The 22493-nt window shown below is 66.8% G+C and carries 23 protein-coding genes; 12 read left to right on the forward strand and 11 right to left on the reverse strand.

The window, feature by feature from the left end:
• The first annotated feature begins 24 nt into the window (after positions 1–24).
• Together B9C99_RS12055 and B9C99_RS12060 are read left to right on the forward strand one after the other, a co-directional pair.
• The gene (locus B9C99_RS12055; protein WP_026061843.1) at positions 25–1254 is read left to right on the forward strand and encodes a sensor histidine kinase; all 1230 of its coding nucleotides are present in this window, start codon (positions 25–27) and stop codon (positions 1252–1254) included.
• On the forward strand, positions 1236–1886 hold the full coding sequence (locus B9C99_RS12060) for a response regulator transcription factor (protein ID WP_037192291.1): 651 nt from the start codon (positions 1236–1238) through the stop codon (positions 1884–1886). Before B9C99_RS12055 ends, B9C99_RS12060 begins: the two co-directional genes overlap by 19 nt.
• Before the next feature lie 5 nt (positions 1887–1891).
• On the opposite strand, the gene B9C99_RS12065 is transcribed toward B9C99_RS12060, so the two are convergent.
• Positions 1892–2752: an SGNH/GDSL hydrolase family protein gene (locus tag B9C99_RS12065; protein ID WP_088898008.1), complete on the reverse strand. Its 861-nt coding sequence runs from the start codon at positions 2750–2752 to the stop codon at positions 1892–1894.
• A 159-nt stretch (positions 2753–2911) separates the two neighbouring features.
• Between B9C99_RS12065 and B9C99_RS12070 the strand changes: the two genes are divergently transcribed.
• On the forward strand, positions 2912–4225 hold the full coding sequence (locus B9C99_RS12070) for a serine/threonine-protein kinase (RefSeq protein ID WP_088898009.1): 1314 nt from the start codon (positions 2912–2914) through the stop codon (positions 4223–4225).
• A 6-nt stretch (positions 4226–4231) separates the two neighbouring features.
• Here B9C99_RS12070 and B9C99_RS12075 read toward each other — a convergent pair whose 3' ends face one another.
• Positions 4232–5263 (reverse strand): LacI family DNA-binding transcriptional regulator, encoded by a 1032-nt coding sequence (locus B9C99_RS12075; RefSeq protein ID WP_088898010.1) that lies wholly within the window; start codon positions 5261–5263, stop codon positions 4232–4234.
• 120 nt (positions 5264–5383) lie between these two features.
• Here B9C99_RS12075 and B9C99_RS12080 point away from each other — a divergent pair, with 120 nt between their 5' ends.
• Both B9C99_RS12080 and B9C99_RS12085 read left to right on the forward strand, forming a co-directional pair.
• Complete coding sequence (locus B9C99_RS12080) at positions 5384–6571, forward strand: acyl-CoA dehydrogenase family protein (protein WP_059382746.1); 1188 nt, start codon at positions 5384–5386, stop codon at positions 6569–6571.
• 11 nt (positions 6572–6582) lie between these two features.
• Positions 6583–7716 (forward strand): CaiB/BaiF CoA-transferase family protein, encoded by a 1134-nt coding sequence (locus tag B9C99_RS12085; protein WP_088898137.1) that lies wholly within the window; start codon positions 6583–6585, stop codon positions 7714–7716.
• Between the two features lie 13 nt (positions 7717–7729).
• Here B9C99_RS12085 and B9C99_RS12090 read toward each other — a convergent pair whose 3' ends face one another.
• The 3 genes from B9C99_RS12090 to B9C99_RS12100 form a co-directional block, all read right to left on the reverse strand.
• Entirely contained in the window at positions 7730–7942 is a 213-nt protein-coding gene (locus B9C99_RS12090) for a DUF4287 domain-containing protein (protein WP_088898138.1), read from the reverse strand.
• A 120-nt stretch (positions 7943–8062) separates the two neighbouring features.
• The gene (gene fabG / locus B9C99_RS12095) at positions 8063–8821 is read right to left on the reverse strand and encodes a 3-oxoacyl-ACP reductase FabG (protein WP_088898011.1); all 759 of its coding nucleotides are present in this window, start codon (positions 8819–8821) and stop codon (positions 8063–8065) included.
• Between the two features lie 32 nt (positions 8822–8853).
• A complete protein-coding gene (locus B9C99_RS12100; protein WP_088898012.1) occupies positions 8854–9615 on the reverse strand; it encodes an SDR family NAD(P)-dependent oxidoreductase in 762 nt (253 codons plus the stop codon).
• 292 nt (positions 9616–9907) lie between these two features.
• On the opposite strand from B9C99_RS12100, the gene B9C99_RS12105 reads away from it, so the two are divergent.
• From B9C99_RS12105 to B9C99_RS12135, 7 genes are all read left to right on the forward strand, one after another.
• A complete protein-coding gene (locus B9C99_RS12105; protein ID WP_088898013.1) occupies positions 9908–10510 on the forward strand; it encodes a TetR/AcrR family transcriptional regulator in 603 nt (200 codons plus the stop codon).
• A gap of 103 nt (positions 10511–10613) precedes the next feature.
• Positions 10614–11894 carry a PPE domain-containing protein gene (locus B9C99_RS12110; RefSeq protein ID WP_088898014.1) on the forward strand — a complete coding sequence of 427 codons (1281 nt, stop codon included), beginning with the start codon at positions 10614–10616 and terminating at the stop codon, positions 11892–11894.
• Between the two features lie 5 nt (positions 11895–11899).
• Positions 11900–12643, forward strand: coding sequence for an ESX secretion-associated protein EspG (locus B9C99_RS12115; RefSeq protein ID WP_088898015.1), 744 nt, complete (start codon positions 11900–11902; stop codon positions 12641–12643).
• A 37-nt stretch (positions 12644–12680) separates the two neighbouring features.
• Positions 12681–13154 (forward strand): DUF309 domain-containing protein, encoded by a 474-nt coding sequence (locus B9C99_RS12120; protein ID WP_088898016.1) that lies wholly within the window; start codon positions 12681–12683, stop codon positions 13152–13154.
• The gene (locus tag B9C99_RS12125; RefSeq protein WP_088898017.1) at positions 13154–13774 is read left to right on the forward strand and encodes an LON peptidase substrate-binding domain-containing protein; all 621 of its coding nucleotides are present in this window, start codon (positions 13154–13156) and stop codon (positions 13772–13774) included. The genes B9C99_RS12120 and B9C99_RS12125 overlap by 1 nt, the downstream gene beginning before the upstream one ends.
• Positions 13775–13876: 102 nt before the next feature.
• Positions 13877–14359 (forward strand): nuclear transport factor 2 family protein, encoded by a 483-nt coding sequence (locus B9C99_RS12130; RefSeq protein ID WP_088898018.1) that lies wholly within the window; start codon positions 13877–13879, stop codon positions 14357–14359.
• On the forward strand, positions 14359–15189 hold the full coding sequence (locus tag B9C99_RS12135; RefSeq protein ID WP_088898019.1) for an SDR family NAD(P)-dependent oxidoreductase: 831 nt from the start codon (positions 14359–14361) through the stop codon (positions 15187–15189). Before B9C99_RS12130 ends, B9C99_RS12135 begins: the two co-directional genes overlap by 1 nt.
• Here B9C99_RS12135 and B9C99_RS12140 read toward each other — a convergent pair.
• From B9C99_RS12140 to B9C99_RS12165, 6 genes are all read right to left on the reverse strand, one after another.
• A complete protein-coding gene (locus B9C99_RS12140) occupies positions 15151–16185 on the reverse strand; it encodes an ABC transporter ATP-binding protein (RefSeq protein WP_088898020.1) in 1035 nt (344 codons plus the stop codon). The two genes, B9C99_RS12135 and B9C99_RS12140, sit on opposite strands and share 39 nt — an antisense overlap.
• Entirely contained in the window at positions 16182–17168 is a 987-nt protein-coding gene (locus B9C99_RS12145; RefSeq protein WP_088898021.1) for an ABC transporter ATP-binding protein, read from the reverse strand. The genes B9C99_RS12140 and B9C99_RS12145 overlap by 4 nt, the downstream gene beginning before the upstream one ends.
• Positions 17165–18070: an ABC transporter permease gene (locus B9C99_RS12150; RefSeq protein WP_088898022.1), complete on the reverse strand. Its 906-nt coding sequence runs from the start codon at positions 18068–18070 to the stop codon at positions 17165–17167. The genes B9C99_RS12145 and B9C99_RS12150 overlap by 4 nt, the downstream gene beginning before the upstream one ends.
• Positions 18067–19014 carry an ABC transporter permease gene (locus tag B9C99_RS12155; RefSeq protein WP_088898023.1) on the reverse strand — a complete coding sequence of 316 codons (948 nt, stop codon included), beginning with the start codon at positions 19012–19014 and terminating at the stop codon, positions 18067–18069. Before B9C99_RS12155 ends, B9C99_RS12150 begins: the two co-directional genes overlap by 4 nt.
• A gap of 66 nt (positions 19015–19080) precedes the next feature.
• Entirely contained in the window at positions 19081–20619 is a 1539-nt protein-coding gene (locus B9C99_RS12160; RefSeq protein ID WP_088898024.1) for an ABC transporter substrate-binding protein, read from the reverse strand.
• 32 nt (positions 20620–20651) lie between these two features.
• On the reverse strand, positions 20652–22196 hold the full coding sequence (locus B9C99_RS12165) for an ABC transporter substrate-binding protein (RefSeq protein WP_088898025.1): 1545 nt from the start codon (positions 22194–22196) through the stop codon (positions 20652–20654).
• Between the last annotated feature and the right edge of the window lie 297 nt (positions 22197–22493).

Here is a 22493-nt window from a genome sequence, read left to right on the forward strand (position 1 = left end):
TGCGGCGCGGTAACGTCCTCCACCGTGGAACCTCGCACCCTTCGTGCCGCGGTGATCCGGTCGCCACGGCGGTTCCTTGCATCGTTGTGGCCCTGGCGCGCCGGGCTTTATCTCGTGACGGGCGCAGCGCTCGGTGCGGTCACCGCAGCCGCCGTCGCCATCGCCGTAGTGCTGTCCGTCTACGTCATCGGCCTGCTCCTTCTGGGAGCTTCCCTCTTGATGGGCATCCCCATCGCTCGCTGGGAACGGGTGCGGCTCCGGCTCGTCGACGAGGAAGCGACATACGACCCGCACGTGCGGGTCACCGAACCGGGTCTGCGCCCGTGGTTGCGCACGCGGTTACGCGAACGAGTCACCTGGCGCGAGCTCGGATACGCGGTCGTGAACGCATCCGTGTTGTGCTGGATCGACGCGTTGGTGCTCGCACTGTGCCTGGGCGTCATCGGCTTCGGAGTGCAGGTGTCTCTGACGGAAGTCGGTGTGCCCCCGCTCTATCGAATTCTCGGCGTTCTCGTCTCGTTGGCGTTGTTTCCGATCGCGGCATACATCGTCGCGGTGTGGGCGGCCGGCCGGGCCGAGATCGCCCGGGCGATGCTGTCGCCTCGGGACGCAGAACTGGATCGCCGCCTGGAGGAGGTGACCCTCTCCCGCAGCGCCCTCACGGAAGCGTTCGACGCCGAACGCCGCCGCATCGAGCGCGACCTGCACGACGGCGCGCAACAACGACTCGTGGCACTGTCCATGTCGCTCGGAATCGCGAAGCTCGATCTCCCTGCCGATTCTGCAGCGTCCACCAGTATCGATGAGGCGCGGGAGCAGGCACGTCTCGCTCTGCAGGATCTGCGCGACCTCATCCGCGGTATCCACCCCCAGGTTCTGTCCGAGCGAGGACTTCCAGCGGCGATCGGTGATGTCGCGGCACGGTCTCCGGTCCCGGTGGACATTCGTATCGACGTGCCCCGTCTACCCGCCGACATCGAGTCCGCGGCGTATTTCGCGGTGTGTGAGGCGCTCGCGAACGTGGTCCGGCACGCCGGTGCCACTCGGGCTTTCGTATGCGGGCACCTGTCCGACGCGACCTTGATCCTCGACGTAGCCGACGACGGCGCCGGTGGCGCCGACCCCGCGCGTGGGACAGGACTCGATGGACTCGGTCATCGGTTGGCCGTACTCGACGGCACATTCACCCTCGACAGTCCTCCGGGTGGAGGTACCCGACTTCGAATGGAGATTCCGTGCCACCGCTACGCATAGTGCTCGCCGAGGACTCCCTGCTCGTCCGGGAAGGAGTCGTGGGGATCCTCCGGCGTTTCGGACACGATGTCGTAGCGGCCGTCACCGACGTCGACGGTCTTGACAAAGCCGTCGAGGACCACGCCCCGGATCTGACGATCACCGATGTGCGGATGCCACCGACACACACCGACGAAGGACTCGTGGCTGCCGTGTCCCTACGACGCCGATACCCGGAGCTCCCGATTCTGGTGCTCAGTCAGTACATCCAACCGGCCTACGCTGCGGAACTGATCGACACCGAGGCCGGCGGTGTCGGATATCTGCTCAAAGACCGGGTGGGTGAGATCGAGCTGTTCGTCTCCGACGTCGAACGTGTGGCTGCCGGTGGCACCGTGGTGGACCCGGAAGTGGTGCGCACGCTTCTTGCGACGAACCGCAGCCCGTTGTCACGATTGAGCAACCGCGAACTCGAAGTGCTCGCGCTCATGGCCGAAGGTGGTTCGAATTCGACCATCGCGGCGAAACTGATCGTCACCGATGCAGCGGTGGCCAAGCACGTGCGGTCGATCCTCATCAAACTCGATCTTCCTCCGGACATGGACGGCCATCGACGAGTGCTCGCGGTCCTGCAGTACCTGCAGCAGCGCTGAGTCGTTCAGCGCCGCACGACGCCCACCACCCGCTGCGCCATGTGCCGCATCCCCACAGCGGTGGGATGCAGAGCCTTCGCCAGCGACAGCGACTGCCGTCCCTCGTAGAAGCGCTGCTCGGAGGGCGCACACGCATCGTGTCCTTCCGAGCCGGACATGACGTCGACGAATTCCGCGCCGGCCTCACCGGCGGACCGGGCGAGTACTCGGTTCATCCGCACGAAGAAGTTCGTCACGAAGGATGCGTCGGCATCGCTGGTGGGGATGTTGGGCCAGCAGCCCCGGTTGCCGAAGACACCGCCGTGCCCGACCAGCAGAACCCGTGCGCGCGGTGCGCGTTGCTGGACGGCGGTGAGGGTCGCGGTGACCTTCGGTCCGAGCGCGCTCAGGGCGGCATCCATGCGCGAGGTGGTGCCCGGATCGGTGCGGCAGTGCGCGTCGCCACCCGGAAGGTCGGTGTAGCACGCAGAGACGATCCCCGACCAGCCGACATCGTTGCCACCGATGCTCAGCGTGACGAGATTCGTGTCCGGAGTGACCGAGTCGATCTGCGGCGGGACCGATCCCGTCGACGTCTGCTGCGGAACGGACGTGATGTGCTCGGTGCGCGCACCCGAACACGCGACATTGACGAAGCTGACGGTCTGCAACGAACCCGCGACGAGGTTCGGATATCCCGCGTCCGCGCGGGCGCATCCGCTGAGCATCGCCGCTGCGTCGAGGTAGGGTCCGGCGGCACGCGAGTCGCCGAGCGCGACGTATCGGATGCCCTGCTCGCTACCCGGCTCACTCATCGCGGACACCGGCCACACCATCGATGCAGCTGCCATGCCGGCGACGATCCCGGCTCGCACAATCGTCTTCATCCAGACCCTCCGGCAGCGTGGTTCTCCCCGGGCATGAGATCGGCACGAATTACAAACGCGTTACGAGCAGCGGGTGAAGATCACGGATGAAGCTCGCATGCACGTCCTCCCACCAGCGCATTTTGTTTACTTCCCCCTCCGAACGGCTACCGTCCCCCTGTGACCGTCCACAAAGTTCTCGACGGCCGCTACGAGCTGAGCGGTCTGCTCGGCGTCGGCGGCAGCGGCGAGATCCACGACGGTTGGGACACCCGCCTCCACCGGCCCGTCGCCATCAAACTGCTCGGACGGGAGGTCGGCAGCAGACCGGACGTACGACGTCGTTTCGAGGTCGAGGCCCGGGCCGCCGCGGCCCTGAACCACCCTCGCATCGTCGCCGTGTACGACACGGGTGAACACGACGGACGTCCCTACATCGTTATGGAACGGCTCCCCGGGCGGACCCTCGCCGACGACGTCGCCCGCGGACCCCTACCCGCCGATCGGGTGCGTACGGTGCTCGCCGGAATTCTCGAGGCACTCGTCGCCGCGCACGCGGCGGGGATCCTCCACCGGGACATCAAACCGGCGAACGTGCTCATCGCGGAGAACGGCGAGATCAAGGTCGCCGACTTCGGTATCGCGAAGAGCGTCGGCGACGACCTCACCCGCACCGGTGAACTCGTGGGGACCGTCGCCTATCTGAGCCCGGACCGCATCACCGGACACCCCGCGTCCGTGACGGACGATCTGTACGCGGTCGGGGTCGTCGGCTACGAGTCCCTGTGCGGGCGGAGGCCGTTCGCCGAGGACAACATCCTCGCGCTGGCACGGGCCATCACGCACGACCGGCCGCAGCCACTCGCCGAACTCTGCCCGGATGCCCATCCGGGGCTCGTCGCAGTGATCGAGCGGGCCATGGCACGAGAGCCTTCCGACCGGTTCCGCAGTGCGCACGAGATGCTCGCGGCATTGCAGAATTCCGACGGAGACCGCGCGGCGACAGCCCTCCTCCCGGCGGGTATGGCTGTCGGACAGACGACCACCGCAGGCACGGACCGTTCCCGTGGAGTTCTCGTCGCGGCGGGTCTGACGCTGGTCGGAGCGCTCACCGTGGGCGGTCTCGCGCTCGGATTCGGGCGGGGCGATTCCCCGCCGGCGGCCACACCGGAGACCCGGACACCGGGCATGTCCGCATCGACGCCCGAACGGGTACCGGCCACCACCGAGCTCCCGGTGACTCCCGAATCGACGGTCGTCCCGGCGCGCACAGCAGACGAGACCCCCGTGGTTCCGCCCGTCGTACCTGCTCCTGTCGCACCGTCGGCGGATGCCGGGCCTCCGAGGTCCGAACCCGAATCCCGCGGGAACAGCGGACCCGGCAACAACAACGGGAACGGCAATTCGCGGGGGAACAGCGGCAACCACAACGGCAACAACGGCAATGGGAACGGGAACAGCGGCAACGGGAACAGCGGCCGCGGTAACGGGTGAGGTCGCTCAGCTCGAGGCGCGCACCACGAGTTCGACGGGAAGTCGCGTCGATTCCGTTTCTCCGTTTCGCACGAGTTCGAGGAGCCGCTCGATGGCGGTCACCCCGATGTCGTGCGCGGGCGACCGCACTGTGGTGAGCGGAACCGGCAGCTGCGCGACGACAGGGATGTCGTTGTAACCGACCACGGCGAGATCACCAGGGATGGACAGACCCAGGTCGCGGGCGACACCGAGAATGCCGATCGCGATGGTGTCGCTGACCGCAAAGATCGCGCGGGGACGATCGGGGCGATCCAGCAGCGCACTCGCGGTCTCCACACCCCCGGCGACGTCGAAGCTCGACCGCACGATCCGTTCGGGCGGCAGCGACACCGATGCTTCCTTCAGGGTGTCGACGAAGCCGTCGCGGCGGTCGCGGGCGGTGCTCGCGTGGTCGGGGCCGGCGATGATCGCCAGGTCGTCATAACCGCGGTCGAGCAGGTGGCGAGCGGCCAGCGCACCGCCCCGGTAGTCGTCGCCCACCACGAACGGCAACCCTGCGTCGGCGTGCCGGGTGACCGCGAGGATGGGCAGCGATCCGAGTGCCAGCGATTCGACGAACGGACGCCCCGGGAGGTGCATGCTGCTCAGCAGCAGGCCGTCGACCTGCCGGCCCACGAGCAGCGCGATGGCGCGACGTTGCGCCTCGAGATCATCGGGTGGGCTCGACAGCAGCACCGAATAGCCCGCCTTCGTGGCGGCTTCCTCGATGCCCTGGTAGGTCGTGGCGACCACGCCGTCGGTGAGTCGCGGCATGACGACACCGAGGGTCGTGGTCTTGCGGGTCCGCAGGCTCGCCGCCCACAGATTGGGGCGATATCCCAGTTCGGCCGCGACCTTCCGCACCCGCAGGGCCGAGTCCGACCAGCCGTCGACCGGTTCGGGCTGGCGCAGCACGCGGGATGCCGTCGAGACGTGGACACCGGCGCGCTCGGCGATCTCCTTGAGCGTCGGGGCGCGGTCGGGACGGGGCATGCGGCTCTCCTGCTTGTGCGGCATCGAGTTCGTGTTCCGGGTTGACGCGCCCGGAGCATGCCTTTAGCGTAGGCCATGCAATCGATCGTGCAAACGTTCTCGCAATCGTTCTGACAAACGTTTCCTCGACCACCGGAGAAGGCCATGTCCAACGCTCAGTCGCTCACCCAGCTGTTCGCCCTCGACTCCCTGCTCGAGCAGGAGGAGATCGACATCCGCGACACCGTCCGCAAGTTCGGCAACGAGCGCATCCGCCCGCACGTGGCCCAGTGGTTCGAGGAAGCGAAGCTCCCGGCACGCGAGCTCGCCAAGGAACTCGGACAGCTGGGTGTGCTGGGCATGCACCTCGACGGCTACGGCTGCGCCGGCATGAGCGCCACCGCCTACGGTCTGGCCTGCCTCGAACTCGAGGCCGTCGACTCCGGCATCCGCAGCCTCGTGTCCGTGCAGGGCTCGCTGGCGATGTTCTCCATCCATCACTGGGGCAGCGAGGAGCAGAAGCAGGAATGGCTCCCCCGCATGGCCGCCGGCGAGGCGATCGGCTGCTTCGGTCTGACCGAGCCCGACTTCGGCTCCAACCCCGCCGGGATGCGCACCAACGCCAAGCGCGACGGTGACGACTGGATCCTCAACGGCACCAAGATGTGGATCACCAACGGCTCGATCGCCGACGTCGCCGTCGTCTGGGCGCAGACCGACCTCGAAGAAGGCGCCAAGGGCATCCGCGGCTTCGTCGTCCCGACCGACACCCCCGGCTTCTCCGCACCGGAGATCCACTCCAAGCTGTCGCTGCGGGCCTCGGTCACCTCGGAGCTCGTCCTCGACGGCGTGCGTCTGCCCTCCTCGGCGATGATGCCGAAGGCCAAGGGTCTGCGCGGACCGCTGACCTCGCTCGGTGAGGCCCGCTTCGGCATCGTCTTCGGTGCCATCGGCGCAGCCCGCGACTGCCTCGAGACCGCCATCGAGTACTCGCAGTCCCGCGAGGTGTTCGACAAGCCGCTCGCCGGCTACCAGCTCACCCAGGCCAAGATCGCCGACATGGCGCTCGAGGTCGGCAAGGGCCACCTGCTCGCCTACCACCTCGGCCGCATCAAGGACCGCGGCGAGATCGCCCCGGAGCAGGTCAGCCTCGGCAAGCTCAACAACGTGCGCGAGGCCATCGCGATCGCCCGCGAATGCCGGACCATCCTCGGCGCCAACGGAATCACGCTCGAGTACCCCGTCATCCGTCACGCCAACAACCTCGAATCGGTGCTGACCTACGAGGGCACCTCCGAGGTCCACCAGCTGACCATCGGCAAGGCCCTGACCGGTGAGGCGGCCTTCCGGTGAGCAATCAGAACATGGCCGAAACGAACGCAACAGCGGCGAACACGACCGGAGCATTGGCCGGGCTGGTGATCGCCGACTTCGGTCGCGTGCTCGCCGGTCCCTACGCCACCATGCTGCTCGCCGACCTCGGAGCGGAGGTCGTCAAGATCGAACGCCCCGGCTTCGGGGACGACACCCGGCACTGGGGACCGCCCTGGGTCGGCGACGAGTCGACCTACTTCCTCGGCGTCAACCGCAACAAGAAATCGGTGGCCATCGACCTGACCACCGACGAAGGACTCGAACAGGCACGCGATCTCGTCGCCCGCGCCGATGTCGTCGTCGAGAACTTCCTGCCCGGCACGATGACCCGGCTCGGGCTCGGATACGAGCAGGTCCGGGAACTCAACCCCGACATCGTCTACACCTCGATCACCGGCTTCGGCGGACACAACAACCTGCCCGGCTACGACCTGCTCATCCAGGCCGTCGGCGGCCTGATGAGCATCACCGGGCCCGACCCGACGACACCCACCAAGGTCGGTGTCGCCGTGGTCGACATCATCACCGGAATGCACGCTGCGCTCGGCATCCTCGCAGCCCTGCGGCACCGCGACCGCACCGGCGAGGGCCAGCGCGTCGAGGTCAACCTGTTGTCGTCGCTGTTGTCGGCGCTGGCGAACCAGTCGTCGGGCTACGTCGCGGCGGGTGTGGTGCCGAAGGCCATGGGCAATCGTCATCCGAGCATCGCGCCCTACGAGGTGTTCCACACCGCCGACCGGCCGTTCGTCCTCGCCGTCGGTAACGACCGTCAATTCGCTTCGCTGGTCGAGGTTCTCGGCGCGCCCGAACTCGCCACCGACGAGCGGTTCACCACGAACACCGCCCGCGTCGCGAATCGGGAGGAGCTGACAAAATTCATCAACGAGTTGCTCTCGGCCAAGACGGCCGACGCGTGGTTCGATGCTCTGACCGCAGCCCGGGTGCCGTGCGGTCCGCTCAACGACATCGCCGACGCGGTCGCGCTCGCCGAACGGCTCGGCCTGTCGCCGGTGGTGTCGATCGACGATCCCGACCGGGAGGCTCCGCTTCGTCAGATCGCCAACCCGATCCGGCTCAGCGCCACCCCCGCGACCTACCGCACCGCACCCCCGCGGTTGGCGTAGTCGGACGCTCTCGTCACTCGGACTTCTGTTCCTTCAGAGTGTGGGCGACGAGAGCGTTGGCGTGCCCGTGACCCATCCCGTGTTCCTGCTTCAGCCAGTTCACGAGCTCCATGTGTTTGGCAAGATCCGACGCTCGGATCATGTTCTTCCACTCCTCGATCGGGCGTCCGTACTTCTGCTCGATCGACGGAAAATACGACTGGGGTCCCTTGACCTTCTCGCTCATGCCGGAGAGGTTAACCGCGGCGACCGACACGGTCGGGTCGTTCCGTTCGATCCGCAACAAAAACGACCGCGGCGCCGCAGTCCCGGATGGGACGCGGCGCCGCGGTCGTACGGAAGGGGATCAGGCCTTCGGGCCACCGGCCACGTAGATGACCTGACCGGACACGAAGCCTGCGCCCTCGGACGCGAGGAACGATGCGGTGTGGGCGATGTCGTCGACCTCGCCGATACGGCCGACCGGGATGTTGGCTGCGATGTTCGACTTGAAGTCGTCGAACGACAGGCCGAGACGCTCGGCGGTCGCGGCGGTCATCTCGGTGGCGATGAAACCCGGCGCGATGGCGTTGGCGGTGACACCGAACTTGCCCAGCTCGATCGCGAGGGTCTTCGTGAAGCCCTGCATGCCGGCCTTGGCAGCGGAGTAGTTGACCTGGCCGCGGTTGCCGAGGGCCGAGGTGCTCGAGAGGTTGACGATGCGACCGAACTTGGCGTCGACCATGTAGCTCTGGACGGCACGCGTCATGAGGAAGGCGCCACGCAGGTGCACGTTCATGACGGCGTCCCAGTCCTCGACCGTCATCTTGAACAGCAGGTTGTCGCGGGTGATGCCGGCGTTGTTGATCAGGACGGTGGGCTCGCCGAGTTCGGTGGCGACCTTCTCGACGGCAGCGGCGACGGACTTCTCGTCGGCGACGTCGGCACCCACGGCGAGCGCCTTGCCGCCGGCGGACTCGATAGCCGAAACGGTGTCCTTGCAGGCAGATTCGTCGAGGTCGAGGACGGCGACCTGGTAGCCGTCGCCGGCGAGCCGCTTCGCGACGGCTGCGCCGATACCGCGTGCGGCTCCGGTGACGATGGCAGTGCGGGGCTGTGTGCTCATAGCGTTCCTCCGTAGGGGGATGGGTGGTGCCGTCAGGTGATGGTGAGTCCGCCGTCCACGGCGATGGTCTGACCGGTGACGTAGGCGGAGGCGTCGGACGCCAGCCAGACCGCAGTGGCTGCGATCTCCTCGGCATCCCCGGTCCGGCCGAGGATGATTCGCGGCTTCATCGAGTCGAGGTAGCCGGGCTGGTACTCGTCCGTCATCTCGGTGTGGAAGAAGCCGGGGGCGATGGCGTTGACGCGGATCCCCTTGCGCGCTCCCCACTGCTGGGCCAGGTCGCGCGTGAGGCCGATGACGCCCGCCTTGCTGGCCGAGTACGCGGCCTGCGGCAGGCCGGCCGTGGTGAGGCCGAGGACCGACGAGATGTTGACGATCGAGCTACCGGGCTGCATCACACGGCCGACGGCCTGTGCCGCCCAATAGGATCCGTTCAGGTTGATGTCGATGACCTGCCGGAACTGCTCGGGGGTCTCCTTCGTCGCGGGGACGGCGGTGCCGATACCGGCATTGTTGATGAGGATGTCCACCCGGCCGAGCTGCTCGACCGCATGGTCGACCATGCGCTGCGCCTGTTCGGGATCGGCGATGTCGGTCTCGACCGTGACGGCCTGCCGTCCGGCCTCCCGGACCAGCGCGGCGGTCTCCTCGAGACGGTCGACGCGACGTGCGGCGAGCACGACGTCGGCCCCTGCCTCGGCCAGCCCTCGGGCGAATGCGACACCGAGGCCCGAAGAGGCGCCGGTGACGATGGCAACGCGGCCGTCGAGACGGAAGCGGTCGAGCACGGACATACGTCATCTCCTCGCTGTGACGGGGCCTACAGGAACTGTATAGCCGACCGCCTTCTCATCCACCAAACAGCCTGTATCCAATTTGATTGGACAGCACTGCCTTTCAGAGCCAGGTCCTATTCTTCTCTTCGGCGGATCCTATGTTGCCGCAGGCATTGCAGCGCGGAGAGGACCCCGCGTCGCACCCACCGTTACCAAGTCGATAAGCACTGGCTTATTTCTAAGCGCTCGCTTATCGTGCGATGCCGTAGCGGGCTTGTCAACACCAACCGGACAGAACGGAAGCGCCCTCGTGAGTGATGCATGGGACGACGTCGTCGGCGGATCCAAGGCCGCTGCTCGCATCCGCACGGCCGCGATAGAAGAGTTCGCGGAGCACGGCTACGGCGGCACCACGACCCGCCGGATCGCGGCGCGACTCGGTATGAGTCCCGCCGCGATGTATCCGCACTACGCGTCCAAGGAAGAGCTGCTCTTCGCCATCGCCTACGAGGGCCACGCCCTCGCCCTGCAGGTCCTCGAGAACGCCGACCGCCCCGACGCCGAGCCGTCCGACCGGCTCGCCTCCGTCATCGGGCGCTTCGCCGCCTGGCAGGCGGAGAACCACCAGTGGAGCCGGGTGATCCAGTACGAACTGGCCGCGCTCGACCGCGAGCACTACCGCACGATCGTCGGACTACGACGGCAGACCACGCAGGTCGTGCGGAGTGTCGTGGACGCCGGCCACGTCTCGGGCGAGTTCACCCTCCCGGACGCCGAAGGTGTCACCCTCGCGCTGATGTCGCTCTGCGTCGACGTCTGTCGCTGGTATCCCTCGGGCCGCTACGACGACGCCGCGACGATCAGCGACCTGTATGCCGATCTTGCCCTGCGTCTGGTCGGTGCCGTGCGTTAGCATCGTCGCCACCATCGGATCGGGGGGATCTACGTGGGCAGGGGGATATCGCGCCGCCGTCGACTCCTCGAGACGCGAGAGCATCGAGGGGGAGCTGTCGTCCATGTCCACGAATGACAACGTCGTCGACCGACTACTGGTGTCGCTCGGGGTCGACGCCCCGGTCCCCGATTCCGTCTCCCGACGGCAGTCCAACTACGACACGCTCGCCGCGCGCATCGACGCGGGAGTCGATCCCGAATACATCGCAGCGTTCGAGAACTTCCACGGCATGGAGCATGCCGACATCCACCGGCTCGCCCAGAGCATCAACCCCGTCGCGATGACCACCCTGGCCACCGAATGGGCCGAACTCGGAAAGGGTTTCAGCCTCACCGTCGCGTGGGGAACGCTGATGATCCGCAAGCTCATCGGCCGGCACTGGGAGGGTCCGGCGGCCGAGGCCGCGATGGACGCGACGGTGCGATTCGGCGAATCCGCACAACAGTTGTCCGATGCCGCACGCGCGACGTCCGAGAAACTCCGCATCGCCGCCGACGTCGGCGAACGGGTGCGAGCGTCCGTGCCTCCCCCCACGGTGAACACGTCGTCGGTCCTGTACGCGCTCGATCCCGTCGCGGGTGCTGCCGCCGCCCGGCAGGAAGAGGCCGTTCGCGCCCAGGCCGTGCGGGTGATAGAAGCCCTCTACAAGCCGTACTACCGCGATTCCGGCACGGCGGTTCCGGTCCTGCCCTCCCCGTATGCCGCCACCACGAGTCGCGCCACCGAAGCATTCGTTCCCCAGGGCTACGGCACACCAGGTGTCGGCGGCGCCCGGACCGCCGGCGACCCGACGGGAATCCCGGCCGGGGACGGAGAACGTCCGGGTGGGCAGACCGCCACGGAAGTGGAGAACCGTACGGACGCATCGACGTCCGGTGAAGGTACGGACGGCCGGTCGGAAGGTTCGGATTCGGCAGGCAGGGCGGGCTCGAACGATCCTGCGGCGACCACTCCTGCATCCACCACCCCGTCAGCGAGCGGCGCCCTGGGAAGCCCGACCGGTCAGTCGTATGGCTCACCGTCCTCCGGATCGGGTGCAGGTGTCGGAGGTGGGCTACCGGGCGCCGGTGGCGTCGGGTCGGCCGGTGGCGCATCGCCCGCGGGTTCGGCTCCGCTCGTCGCGGGAGCCGCACCCACCGGCGGTACTGCGGCTCAGCCCGGTGCCGCCGCGACTCGCGGTGCCGGTGTCCGCCCGTTCGGCATGATGCCCGGCATGGCCCCCGCCTCGTCCCGCGGCGATGAACAGGACAAACGCGCGGCCGGTTATCTCGTCACCGGCGAGAACGGGAACGAACTGATCGGGTCGCTGCCCGACACCGCCCCACCGGTTCTGGGGGCCTGAGCACTGTGGACCAGCATCTGACACCCGATCGATTCCTCGCGTCGTGGACCGCCGCGGGTGGCGACGAGTTCCCCTTCCCTCTGCGCTATCGCACCTCGGCGATGTGGGAGGACGAGCACGCCGCGAACCTGCAGGCCGCTCGCGCGTGGCTGCACGAGAGACCCGATCCTGCCCTCGACGATGCGATGCGGATCCTGCTCACCGGGGAGGTCGCGGTGGAGGTCTACAGCCGCTCCACCGACCCCGTCTGCGAGGTCTTCGTCCGCGCCGCCGCGACCGGCGAGCAGGCCGTCCTCGCCCGCCAGGCTCCCGCCGCGGCCGACATCCGCATCACCACGACCACCGATCTCGCGGGTGCGATCGTCGGACACCTGCCGGTTGTGGCGGCGGGCCGCGAACCGGCACGCACCGCGCCGAGCCGGGATGTGCTCGAGCCGTCCGAGTTCGGCACTGTCCGTCGTCCGGCGGGTGGCACGCACGCAGAGTCGTTGCGCCGGTTGCTGCGTCGCGAACGCTCGGCCACCGGCAGCATCCGCATCCTGCGGTACTCGAACCCGGGGTACACACCCGTCGCCGACATCGGCTGGTTCGACGTCGTGGGCGACGGCCGGTACCTCTTCCTCCCCGGTCCCGACCTCCGCGTCGCACCGGGCACCGTCGGCGCTTTCGTCCGGGAACTGTCGGCGCAGCTGTCCCGGATGCGCAGGCCCTCGCACGAGGGTCGGAGCGGCGTTCTGCGACACCAGTGATCCCTTCCCGAAGCGGCCGTTCGTCTAGGCTGGCGACATGACGGACCGGGACCGCACACCCGACGGCAGGCCGCAGAACGCGCGTCCGCGCGACGCCCTGGGGCGTCCGTTGCCGCCGGGCGAGGAAGGCGTCGAACGTGTTCCCGAAGACCTCGATCTGGATGTCGAGGAGACCATCGCCGAAGGTCAGCGTCTCCTCGACCACGGTTTTCCGTTCCATGCCCACGAGGTCTTCGAGGCGATGTGGAAGAAGGCACCACCCGAGGAACGTCCCCTCTGGCAGGGCCTCGCCCAGCTCGCCGTGGGGCTGACCCACCTGCTCCGGGGCAACCCCACCGGCGCGGCGTCGCTGCTGAAGCAGGGACAGGCGCGGGTGCGGCACTACGAGGACGAACCGCCCTACCGGCTCGACATCGACGGCCTCGCGAGTTGGGTCGATCATCTGCTCACCGAGATCGCTCGTGACGAACCGATCCCCGCTCCCCCGACCCCGCGCCTGAGGATGCCCTGATGCCGACACTTCCCATGTTCCCGCTCGGCACCGCACTGCTTCCCGGGTCCGACCTGCCGTTGCGCATCTTCGAGCCGAGATATCAGCAGCTCGTCCAGGACTGCACGGCATCGCCGGACGGCCCCCGCTTCGGAGTCGTCCTCATCGCCCGAGGACACGAGGTGGGCGGAGGCGAGCAGCGACACGACATCGGTACTGTCGCGCGGATCATGGTCGACACCGAGGTCGGTGCGGGTCGCCGTGAACTCGAATGCATTGCGGAAGAACGCATTCGCATCACCCGCTGGCTTCCCGACGACCCCTATCCCCTCGCCGAGGTGGAGCCCTGGCCCGACACCGATTCGGGGCCGGTGGATTTCGCCGCGATCACCGGGCCGATGGGCCGACTGTACGGGGTGCTCGACCGTCTCACCGGTGGCCGGGCTCCACTGCCTCCCGCCACTACCGAGTTGCCGGAGGATCCCGGGGCGCGACTGTTCGCGCTCGCCCGGTACGTGCCGATGGGGGAAGCGGACCGCTATGCGGTTCTCGCCGCGCCGGGTCCGGCCGAACGCATGACCGTGCTGCTCGAAGCGATCTCCACCGCAGTCGATCTCGCGGAATGGAAGCTGAAGGGCTGAGACGCGTGCGTCCGCCCGGTGAGTGGGAGCATCGCTCCTCCGGTCTCGCGGTTGCGGGCTAGGGTCCGGGACACCGTTCGTCCCCGACCGGAAGGCACCCCGATGGACACCGTCGAACAACGGCTGGCCCGGCTCGAAGCCCTCGAAGAGATCAGGATGCTCAAGCATCGCTACTTCCGGGCGTGCGACGCCAAGGATCCGGAGGCGATGCGCAGGTGCTTCGTCGCCGAGGGTGCCGACATCTACTACGGGCCGGCGCTGGGTAGCTTCGACGACGCCGACGCCCTGGTCGACATCTACTCCCGGATCGCTCTCGAACGGGTCGACGACCGCTACGTCGTGCTCGACATGCATCACGGCATGCATCCGAGCATCCACCTGACCGGGCCCGACACCGCGACCGGCGCCTGGACGCTGCGGTTCCGGCAGGTGGATCTGCGTGCCCGCACCGAACGGGTCACCGCGCTCGACTACGACGACGACTACGTGGTCGAGAACGGCGAATGGAAGATCTCCCGCTGCCACGTGAAGGTGTTGTGGTCGATCCAGCGGGCCCTCACCGACGATGTGGAAGTGGTGCAGTGATGACAGAACCGAAGGTCGCGCTGGTCACCGGCGCGAGTCGCAGCGTCGGCAAGGGCATCGCGTGCGCGCTCGGCTCCGACGGCTGGACCGTCTACGTCACCGCCCGCGGCCCCGTCGGCGTCGACGGACCACTCGACCGCACCGCGGCGGAGGTCACCGAACGCGGCGGACGAGGTATCACCGTGCAGTGCGACCACCGCGACGACGCACAGATCCACGAACTGTTCGGCCGGATCGCCGACGAGCAGGACTCCCGCCTCGACCTGCTCGTCAACAACGTGTGGGCGTCACCGCCGGGGTTCGCAGGTTTCTCCGAACCGTTCTGGAAGCGTCCGATCAGCGACTGGGACAGCCTGATCGGCGTCGGTCTCCGCGCGCACTACGTCGCCTCCGTCGAAGCCGTGCAACTGATGGTGCCGCGCAACAGCGGGATGATCATCAATATCTCGTCGTTCGGCACCCGCGGCTACCTGCATTCGGTGCTGTACGGCATGTCGAAGGCCGGCCTGGACAAGATGGCCGCCGACATGGCCGTCGAACTCCGGGGCACCGGGGTGACCACCCTGTCGCTGTGGCCGGGACTGGTGAAGAACGAGGCCATGCTCGCCCGCGGCATCGACAACTTCGAGGGCTTCTCGCTGGCCAACGCCGAGACACCGGAGTTCATCGGACGGGTGATCGTCGCGCTGGCGGCCGATCCCGAGGTGAACGCGCGCAGCGGTCGCACCGTCATCACCGCAGAGACCGCGCTCGACTACGGCATCGTGGACGTCGAAGGCAACCAACCCGATTCACACCGGGACATCTTCGGAGGCGGGCCGTTGTTCTGATGAGTGCAAGTGGCAGGCGACCTGTCCCCCTCCTGCCACTTCTGTGACAGCCGGTCGACTCTCCCGGCACACCGGCATGACCAGTGGGCAACGGGTGCTGAAGGCGCACCCTGTCGGCGGGTTCGCCGGATCGGGCAGTTCTCCACTCAGGCGAATGCGCTCTCGGCGGCGTTGCCGTCCCGGGTCCGGGACGGGGACCGCGGACAGCAACGCTTGCGTGTACGGATGCGCCGGTTCGGTGAACAGACGTTCCGTCGGTCCCCATTCGACGATTCGCCCGAGATACATCACGGCCGTGGTGTGGGCGATGTGACGCACCACCGCCAGATCGTGCGCTATGAACAGGTAGGCGATGCCCAGTTCCGCGGAGAGCTGTTCGAGCAGCGCGATGACCTGATTCTGCGTCGAGACGTCGAGCGCGCTGACGGCCTCGTCCGCGATCACCAACTTCGGTTCCACGGCGATGGCACGCGCGATGGCGATGCGCTGGCGCTGTCCACCGGAGAACTCGTAGGGATACCGATCGGCGTGCTCCGCGCGCAAACCGACCTGCTCGAGCAGCCGACCGACCTTGCGGCGTCGGTCCTCATCGGAGAGATCGGTATGTACCTCCAGGGGCTCGGCGATCGCATCCCCGACCGTGTGCGAGGGATCCAACGAGGAATAGGGATCCTGGAAGACCATCTGCATATGGCGTCTGGCGGTGCGGAGTTCACTTCTGCTCAGTGCGGTCACGTCTACACCGTCGAGCACGACGGATCCCTGAGCGACATCGACGAGCCGCAGGATTCCACGGGCCGTCGTCGACTTGCCCGAACCCGACTCACCGACCAAGGCGAACGTCTCACCGGGGAAGATGTCGAAATCGACCTCATCCACGGCGCGCACCATCTGCTTCCGGCGCGCCGTTCGGCGACCGACGGGGAACTCCACGCGCAGCCCACGCACCGTCAGCAATGGTTGCTTCGTCTCGACGTCGGCGAGTTCGACGGTCATCGGTTTCCCTCCAGCATCAGATCGGTCACCCGTGCACAGCGAGACATGCGCTCGTTCTCCAGCGCGTGGAGCGGTATCACGGCATCGCATTCGTCGCGGCGATGCGCACAGCGCGGTCCGAAGCGGCACCCCCTCGGCATCGATCCGGGGGCGGGCGGAGCGCCGGGGATGGTGTGCAGGTCGCTGCGACCGTCGATGGTCGGGACCGACCGCAGCAGACCTTGTGTGTACGGGTGCTTCGGAGCCGCGAACAGTTCTTCGGTGCGGGCCTTCTCGACCACCTGTCCGGCATACATGACCACCACCTCGGTGCACAGATCGGCCACCACCCCGAGGTCGTGTGTCACGAACAACACGCCCATCTCGAACCGTTCTGCCATGTCCCTGATCAGGTCGAGCACCTGAGCCTGGATGGTGACGTCGAGTGCCGTCGTGGGTTCGTCCGCGATGAGAAGGGACGGTTCACACGCGAGCGCCATCGCGATCATGACCCTCTGGCGCATACCACCCGAGAACTCGTGCGGGTACTGACGCACTCGGCGGGTCGCATTCGGGATACCGACGAGGTCGAGCACCTCTACGGCGCGCGCCAGCGCCGCCTTCCGGTTCACGCCTCGGTGTCGCCGCACCACTTCGGAGATCTGGTCCCCGACCGTGAAGACCGGATTCAGACTCGTCATCGGTTCCTGGAAGATCATCGCGATGTCGTTGCCGCGTACGTCCGCGAGTTCGCGATCCGGCATCGTCAGCAGATCACGTCCGCGGAACCGGATACCGCCGGAGACGATGCGGGACTGATTCGCCGGCAACAGTCGTAGGACGGACGAGCAGGTGACGGATTTGCCGGAGCCGGATTCACCGACGAGCCCGACGAGTTCGCCGGCCGCCACATCGAAGGAGACGTCCTGCAGGACCGATGTCCAGCCGGAACCGGTCGCAAACTCGACGCCGAGACCGTCGACGCGCAGCAATGGTTCGGTCATCGTTCACTCCGGTTCTCGCGGCCCACCGAGTCACGGATGCCGTCACCGAGGGTGTTGCAGGCCAGAACGGCCAAGATGATCATCAGGGCTGGAATCACCACCGGCCAGGCCGTGTAGTTCCACGCTTCGCGCCCTTCTGCGAGCATGCGACCCCAACTCGCCTCGGGCGGCTGGACACCCAGCCCGAGAAAACTGAGCGACGACTCGGCGAGCAACGCGAACCCGCACGCCAGGCTGATCTGGACGATCAAAGGGGACAGCGTGTGCGGGAGTACATGCATGCGCACGATCCGCGCGGTCGGAGTGCCGATACTGCGGGAGGCCTCGATGAAGGTGCTCTCGCGTACTCCGATCACAGCCCCGCGTACCACGCGGAAGAATCTGGGACCGAACACAATTCCGATCGCGATCATCGCGTTGGTGAGGTTGGTGCCCATCACGCCGACGATGGCCATCGCCAGCAGCAATGGGGGGAAGCTGAGAAATGCATCGGCGACCCGAGAGAGGATCGTGTCCCACCAGCCGCCGAGGAACCCGGCGATCAGGGCAGGCACGACACCGATGAGCAGTCCGACCGACACCGAGATGAGCGCCGCCGAGACTGCGACACGCGCACCGTAGAGCAACCGGGACAGCGTGTCACGACCCAGATTGTCGGTGCCGAGCAGATATCCGTCGGACAACGGAGGCAGCCGACGTGCGGTCAGCTCCTGCACGATCGGGTCGTGCGGAGCAATCAGGGGCGCAAGTAGTCCGAGAACCGCGACGAGGACGAGAAAGACGGCAGCGACCACGGCTCCCGGACGGTTCCGGAATCGGCGAAAGAACCTGTGACGTGGGGATTCGCCGACGGCTACGATCCTGTCGTCTGCCGGCTTCGTCGAGACGGTGATGTCGCTCATGCGGCGCTCCTTGTTCTCGGATTGAGGTAGCCGTAGGAGATGTCGACGAGCAGACTCATGATCACAGTGGCGAACACGCCGAAGATCACGACTCCTTGGATGGCGGGAAGGTCTCCCGAGAGCACCGATTGCACCGCGAAATCCCCGAGACCTTTCAGGCCGAAGACGGACTCGATGACGGCCGTGCCGCCGAGCAGGAACGCGATCTGCATGCCCAGGACCGTCGCCGTCGGAATGAAGGCATTCTTCAAGGCATGCTTCCACAGGACACTGCGACGACTCAGGCCCTTGGCGGTGGCGGTGCGAACGTAGTCCTGCTGCATCACTTCGATCATGGAACTGCGTAGCTGGCGTGCGATCTCGGCGGCCGCGGCCAACCCCAGGGCGATCGCCGGCAACAGCAGGTGGCTGAGCCACGGCCACAACCCCTTCGCGAGCGGGGTGTATCCGGTGGCGGGAAGAACCCGCAGCGTCAGGGAGAAGACGAGCACGAGGAGCAGACCCAGGACGAAGTTGGGTGTAGCGACGCCGAGTGTCGACCCCACGCCGGTGGCACGGTCCTGCCAACTTCCGGGCCTGCTTCCTCCGATGATTCCTGCCGAAATACCCACGAGAAGCGCCACGACCACGGCCACCATCGCCAACGAGAACGTCACGGGGAGACGATCGACGATCATCTCCAGCACCGGGGCCTGGTACGTGAAACTCGTACCGAGATCGCCGCGCACCAGTCCGAACAGGAAGTCGAAGTACTGCACGAGGACCGGCTGGTCGAGGCCGAGCTCCTCACGGACCGTCTCGATCTGCTGAGGTGTCGCCGACTCCCCGGCGATCCGGTGTGCCGGATCGCCGGGAATCAGGAAGATCAGACCGAAGGTGATGGCCGTGGCGATCATCAGCAACGGGACGACCGCCAGCAGCCGCTGTCCGATGAGTCGAAACATTCTGTGCTCCTTCGATTCACGATCCGTGTGTGATCACGGCCGCGAGGCTGTCCGTCGGGCGGTACGTCACGGGGCGGCCACGCCGACACCACGCCATTCGTCGACCACCCGATTGGGCTCGTAACCCACCAACCGGTCCGAGGCAACGGCACCGAGTTCGGCGAAGGCGATCGGCAGCATCGCCGCGTGGTTCATCACCACGGCGTTCACCTCGCCGAGCAGCACAGCGCGTTCCTCCGGGTCGGTAGCGCGGTTGGCCGCTTCCATGGCTTCCCGGAAGCCGGGGATCGCGTCGCGGGAGGGGTTCTGGGGAGATTCCTGACCGTAGAACGAGGTCAGGAGCAGGGAGGGGTCCGCACGACCGACGAGCGTGGTGAGGATGGCATCGAGTTCACCGCGATTGAACGCGGGATTGAGGTCCGTCGGTGTCATGGAGCGGATCTCCATGGTGATGCCGACACGTGCGAGCTGTTCCTGCAGGATCTGACCGATCATCTGGTTTTCGGGGAGGTTGGAAACGCCTGCGACGAAGGAGAATCCGCCCGGTACTCCTGCGTCACCGAGCAGTTGCTTCGCTTTGTCGGGATCGAAGGCATACTGACCGTCGAGGGCCTCGTTGTGGGCGAAGTATCCCACCGGGAAGTTCTGGCTCGCGGGCTCACCGTGCCCCTCGAGTGCCGTCTCCACCACCGATTCGCGGTCCACTGCGTGAGCGAGCGCCTGTCGTACTTCGAGCTTGCCGAACTCGCTCCGGGTTCGGTTCAGATTGAGGACGTAGTTGTTGAGGCTCGTCTGGACGTACGTCTGCAGGCCCTGCTGGTCGGCGGGGTCGAGTGACATCGGCGTCGCCATCGCGGCATCGAGCTGGTCGGAAGCGACGGCGTTCACACGCGTCTGAGGATCTGTCATGACTACCCATTCGAACCCCTCGGCCTGTACCGCTTCCGGGTCCCAGTAGTCGTCGCGCGCAGCGAAACGGTACTGAGCCCCCGGCTGAGATTCGACCACCGTGTACCGGCCGGCCCCTGCCGGGTCGAGTACGAGCGCAGCGTCCTTGTCCGGATCTCCGAAAGCGTTGGGGTTGACGATCATTCCCGGAAGATCCGACAACGTGAGGACGAGTTGCCCGCCGGGGCCGTTCAGGCGGAGCACCACGGTGTGTGCGTCGGTCGCCTCCACGGACTCGACACCCGCGAGCATCGCAGCCGTGATCGAGTCGGGTTCGAGTGCGCGGCGGAGGTTCGCCACCACGGCGGATGCGTCGAGCGGCGTGCCGTCCGAGAAGGTGACATCCTGGCGCAAGTTCAACGTCAGAGTCGATCCGTCCTCGGAGAACTCCCAGGATTCGGCAAGCCCGGGCACCGGATCTGCATTCCGGTCGCGATGTACCAGTCGGTCGTAGACGAGATTCAGCATCGTCGAGTCGCTGGTGATCCGAGTCTTGTGGGGATCGAAGGACGACGCGCCATACGTCGTGGCATAACGCACGGTCGCCCGGGGGTCGATCTCTGCGGTGGCGTCGGTTGCAGCCGACGTTCCGCAGCCGGCGAGAAGCAGTGCGGTCGCGAAGGCAGCGGCGACCGAGGTCAACGACTTACGGGACATGGAATTCCTTAGTTTCTGGAGCGGTCGTCCGGTCAGGAAGCGGCGATGCCGACGCCGCGCCATTCATCGATCAACAGGTTCGTCTCGTATCCGACGACCTGGTCGGTGAGCGTCGAGCCGAGTTCGAAGAACACCAAGGGCACGGCGAGGACGTTGTCCATGGCGGTTTTCGAGACCTCTCCGAGCTTGTCCCCACGGGTCTGCAGGTCGGTCTCGCGGTTCGCGGAGTCGAGCGCCTCCTGGAATCCCGGCGCAGTGGTACGGGAGGGGTTCTGGGGTGAATTCTCTCCGTAGAGAGCGGACAGCAACAGCGCCGGATCGGAGCGGCCGGTGAAGGTCGTGAGGAATGCGTCGGCGTCCCCCCGGTAGAAGGTCGGTGACGCATCCGACGGAGGCAACGGTTCGAGTTTCATCTCGATGCCGACCTGCGCGAGTTGTTGTTGCACGATCTGCGCCACCTGCACGTTCTCGGGCAGATTCAGCAGGATGGCCGTGAACGAGAATCCTTCCGGCAGGCCCGCATCGGACAGCAGCTGTCGTGCCCGGTCGGGATCGTACGGATAGTCGTCGGCGAGATCCGGGTCGTACGCGAAGTAGTCCTCCGGAAAATTCTGCGTGGCCGCTTCGGCGTGACCCTCCATCGCTGTGTCCGCGATGGCCCGGCGGTCGATCGCGTGAGCGATGGCTTTGCGCACCTCGAGGTTGCCGAACTCGCTGCGGTTCCGGTTGAAGTTGAGCGCCATGTGGTCGAGCCGAAGTGCTGTCTCCACCCGAAGACCCTGCTGTTCGGCTGCGTCGATCGTCAACGGCGTGGTGATTGCGACATCGATGTCCCCTGCCGACACGGCGCTCAGACGCGCCTGCGGATCGGTCATCACGGTCCAGACGAAGGTTTCGGTGCCGATCGCGTCGGGGTCCCAATAATCCGCTCTGGCGGTGAACTCGTACTCGGCACCCGGTCGGGACTCCGCGAGGACGTAGCGCCCTGCACCGGCGGGTGTGAGCGCGAGTTGGGTGTCCTTCTCCGGACTTCCGAATGCGTCCGGGTCGACGATCATCCCAGCAAGGTCGGACAACGCCAGCACGTACTGCGCGCCCGGACCGTCGAAGGTCAGCACGACCGTGCGGTCGTCCGTTGCGTCGACCCCGACCACGCCGGCCAGCATGGGTGCCGTGATCGAGTCGGGCTCGAGAGCACGTCGGAGGTTGGCGACCACAGCATCGGCGCCGAGGGCGGCGCCACTGGAGAAAGTCAGACCGTCACGCAGGTGGAGTGTCAGCGTGGTCTCGTCGATCTCCCACGACTCGGCGAGCCCTGGGATCGGTTGGCCGGCTGCGTCACGGTGGACGAGGCGGTCGTAGACCATGTTGAGCATGGTGGCGTCACTCGTGATCCGCGTCTTGTGCGGATCGAACGACGAGACGCCGAAGACGGTGGCGTAGTGCAGCGGAAGCGCAGGATCACCGACTCCGGAGTTCTCGGTGGTGGTCGACCCACATGCGGTGAGCAGCACCGCACAGGTCCCGATCACTGCTCCCAATACACGGATCGGCGACCTCCTCGACCCAGCAGGCATGCCGCCCCTCTCTCGAAATTGTTCGTGCGGACCGGTTTCGAGGCAGCCGTGACACGGCGACCTGATTACGGACCGAAACTATGGGCCTGTGACGCGGCACACTCCGCAGGTCCCGCTGATCGAGATCGACGAACCGGAGGGGTGGCTTCGAAGTCGAAACGAGGGGGAGGTTGTGTGCGTCGGAACTGCGAAAAACGCGCATATCCTCCCCCTCGTTTGTACGGCTCGATGGGCGCGCCGAAGGCTTGGCGATGCGGCCCGGACGAGGGGTGGTCAGAGCACCCTCGGAAGTCGTGT

The organism is Rhodococcus sp. BUPNP1, assembly GCF_002215235.1.
Taxonomy (GTDB): domain Bacteria; phylum Actinomycetota; class Actinomycetes; order Mycobacteriales; family Mycobacteriaceae; genus Rhodococcus.

Coding starts and splice junctions, on each gene's coding strand:
- B9C99_RS12065 (WP_088898008.1), bottom strand. CDS start 2,752: ATGAAGACGATTGTGCGAGCCGGGATCGTCGCCGGCATGGCAGCTGCA.
- B9C99_RS12075 (WP_088898010.1), bottom strand. CDS start 5,263: ATGCCGCACAAGCAGGAGAGCCGCATGCCCCGTCCCGACCGCGCCCCG.
- B9C99_RS12080 (WP_059382746.1), top strand. CDS start 5,384: ATGTCCAACGCTCAGTCGCTCACCCAGCTGTTCGCCCTCGACTCCCTG.
- B9C99_RS12085 (WP_088898137.1), top strand. CDS start 6,583: ATGGCCGAAACGAACGCAACAGCGGCGAACACGACCGGAGCATTGGCC.
- B9C99_RS12090 (WP_088898138.1), bottom strand. CDS start 7,942: ATGAGCGAGAAGGTCAAGGGACCCCAGTCGTATTTTCCGTCGATCGAG.
- fabG (WP_088898011.1), bottom strand. CDS start 8,821: ATGAGCACACAGCCCCGCACTGCCATCGTCACCGGAGCCGCACGCGGT.
- B9C99_RS12100 (WP_088898012.1), bottom strand. CDS start 9,615: ATGTCCGTGCTCGACCGCTTCCGTCTCGACGGCCGCGTTGCCATCGTC.
- B9C99_RS12110 (WP_088898014.1), top strand. CDS start 10,614: ATGTCCACGAATGACAACGTCGTCGACCGACTACTGGTGTCGCTCGGG.
- B9C99_RS12120 (WP_088898016.1), top strand. CDS start 12,681: ATGACGGACCGGGACCGCACACCCGACGGCAGGCCGCAGAACGCGCGT.
- B9C99_RS12125 (WP_088898017.1), top strand. CDS start 13,154: ATGCCGACACTTCCCATGTTCCCGCTCGGCACCGCACTGCTTCCCGGG.
- B9C99_RS12130 (WP_088898018.1), top strand. CDS start 13,877: ATGGACACCGTCGAACAACGGCTGGCCCGGCTCGAAGCCCTCGAAGAG.
- B9C99_RS12135 (WP_088898019.1), top strand. CDS start 14,359: ATGACAGAACCGAAGGTCGCGCTGGTCACCGGCGCGAGTCGCAGCGTC.
- B9C99_RS12140 (WP_088898020.1), bottom strand. CDS start 16,185: ATGACCGTCGAACTCGCCGACGTCGAGACGAAGCAACCATTGCTGACG.
- B9C99_RS12145 (WP_088898021.1), bottom strand. CDS start 17,168: ATGACCGAACCATTGCTGCGCGTCGACGGTCTCGGCGTCGAGTTTGCG.
- B9C99_RS12150 (WP_088898022.1), bottom strand. CDS start 18,070: ATGAGCGACATCACCGTCTCGACGAAGCCGGCAGACGACAGGATCGTA.
- B9C99_RS12155 (WP_088898023.1), bottom strand. CDS start 19,014: ATGTTTCGACTCATCGGACAGCGGCTGCTGGCGGTCGTCCCGTTGCTG.
- B9C99_RS12160 (WP_088898024.1), bottom strand. CDS start 20,619: ATGTCCCGTAAGTCGTTGACCTCGGTCGCCGCTGCCTTCGCGACCGCA.
- B9C99_RS12165 (WP_088898025.1), bottom strand. CDS start 22,196: ATGCCTGCTGGGTCGAGGAGGTCGCCGATCCGTGTATTGGGAGCAGTG.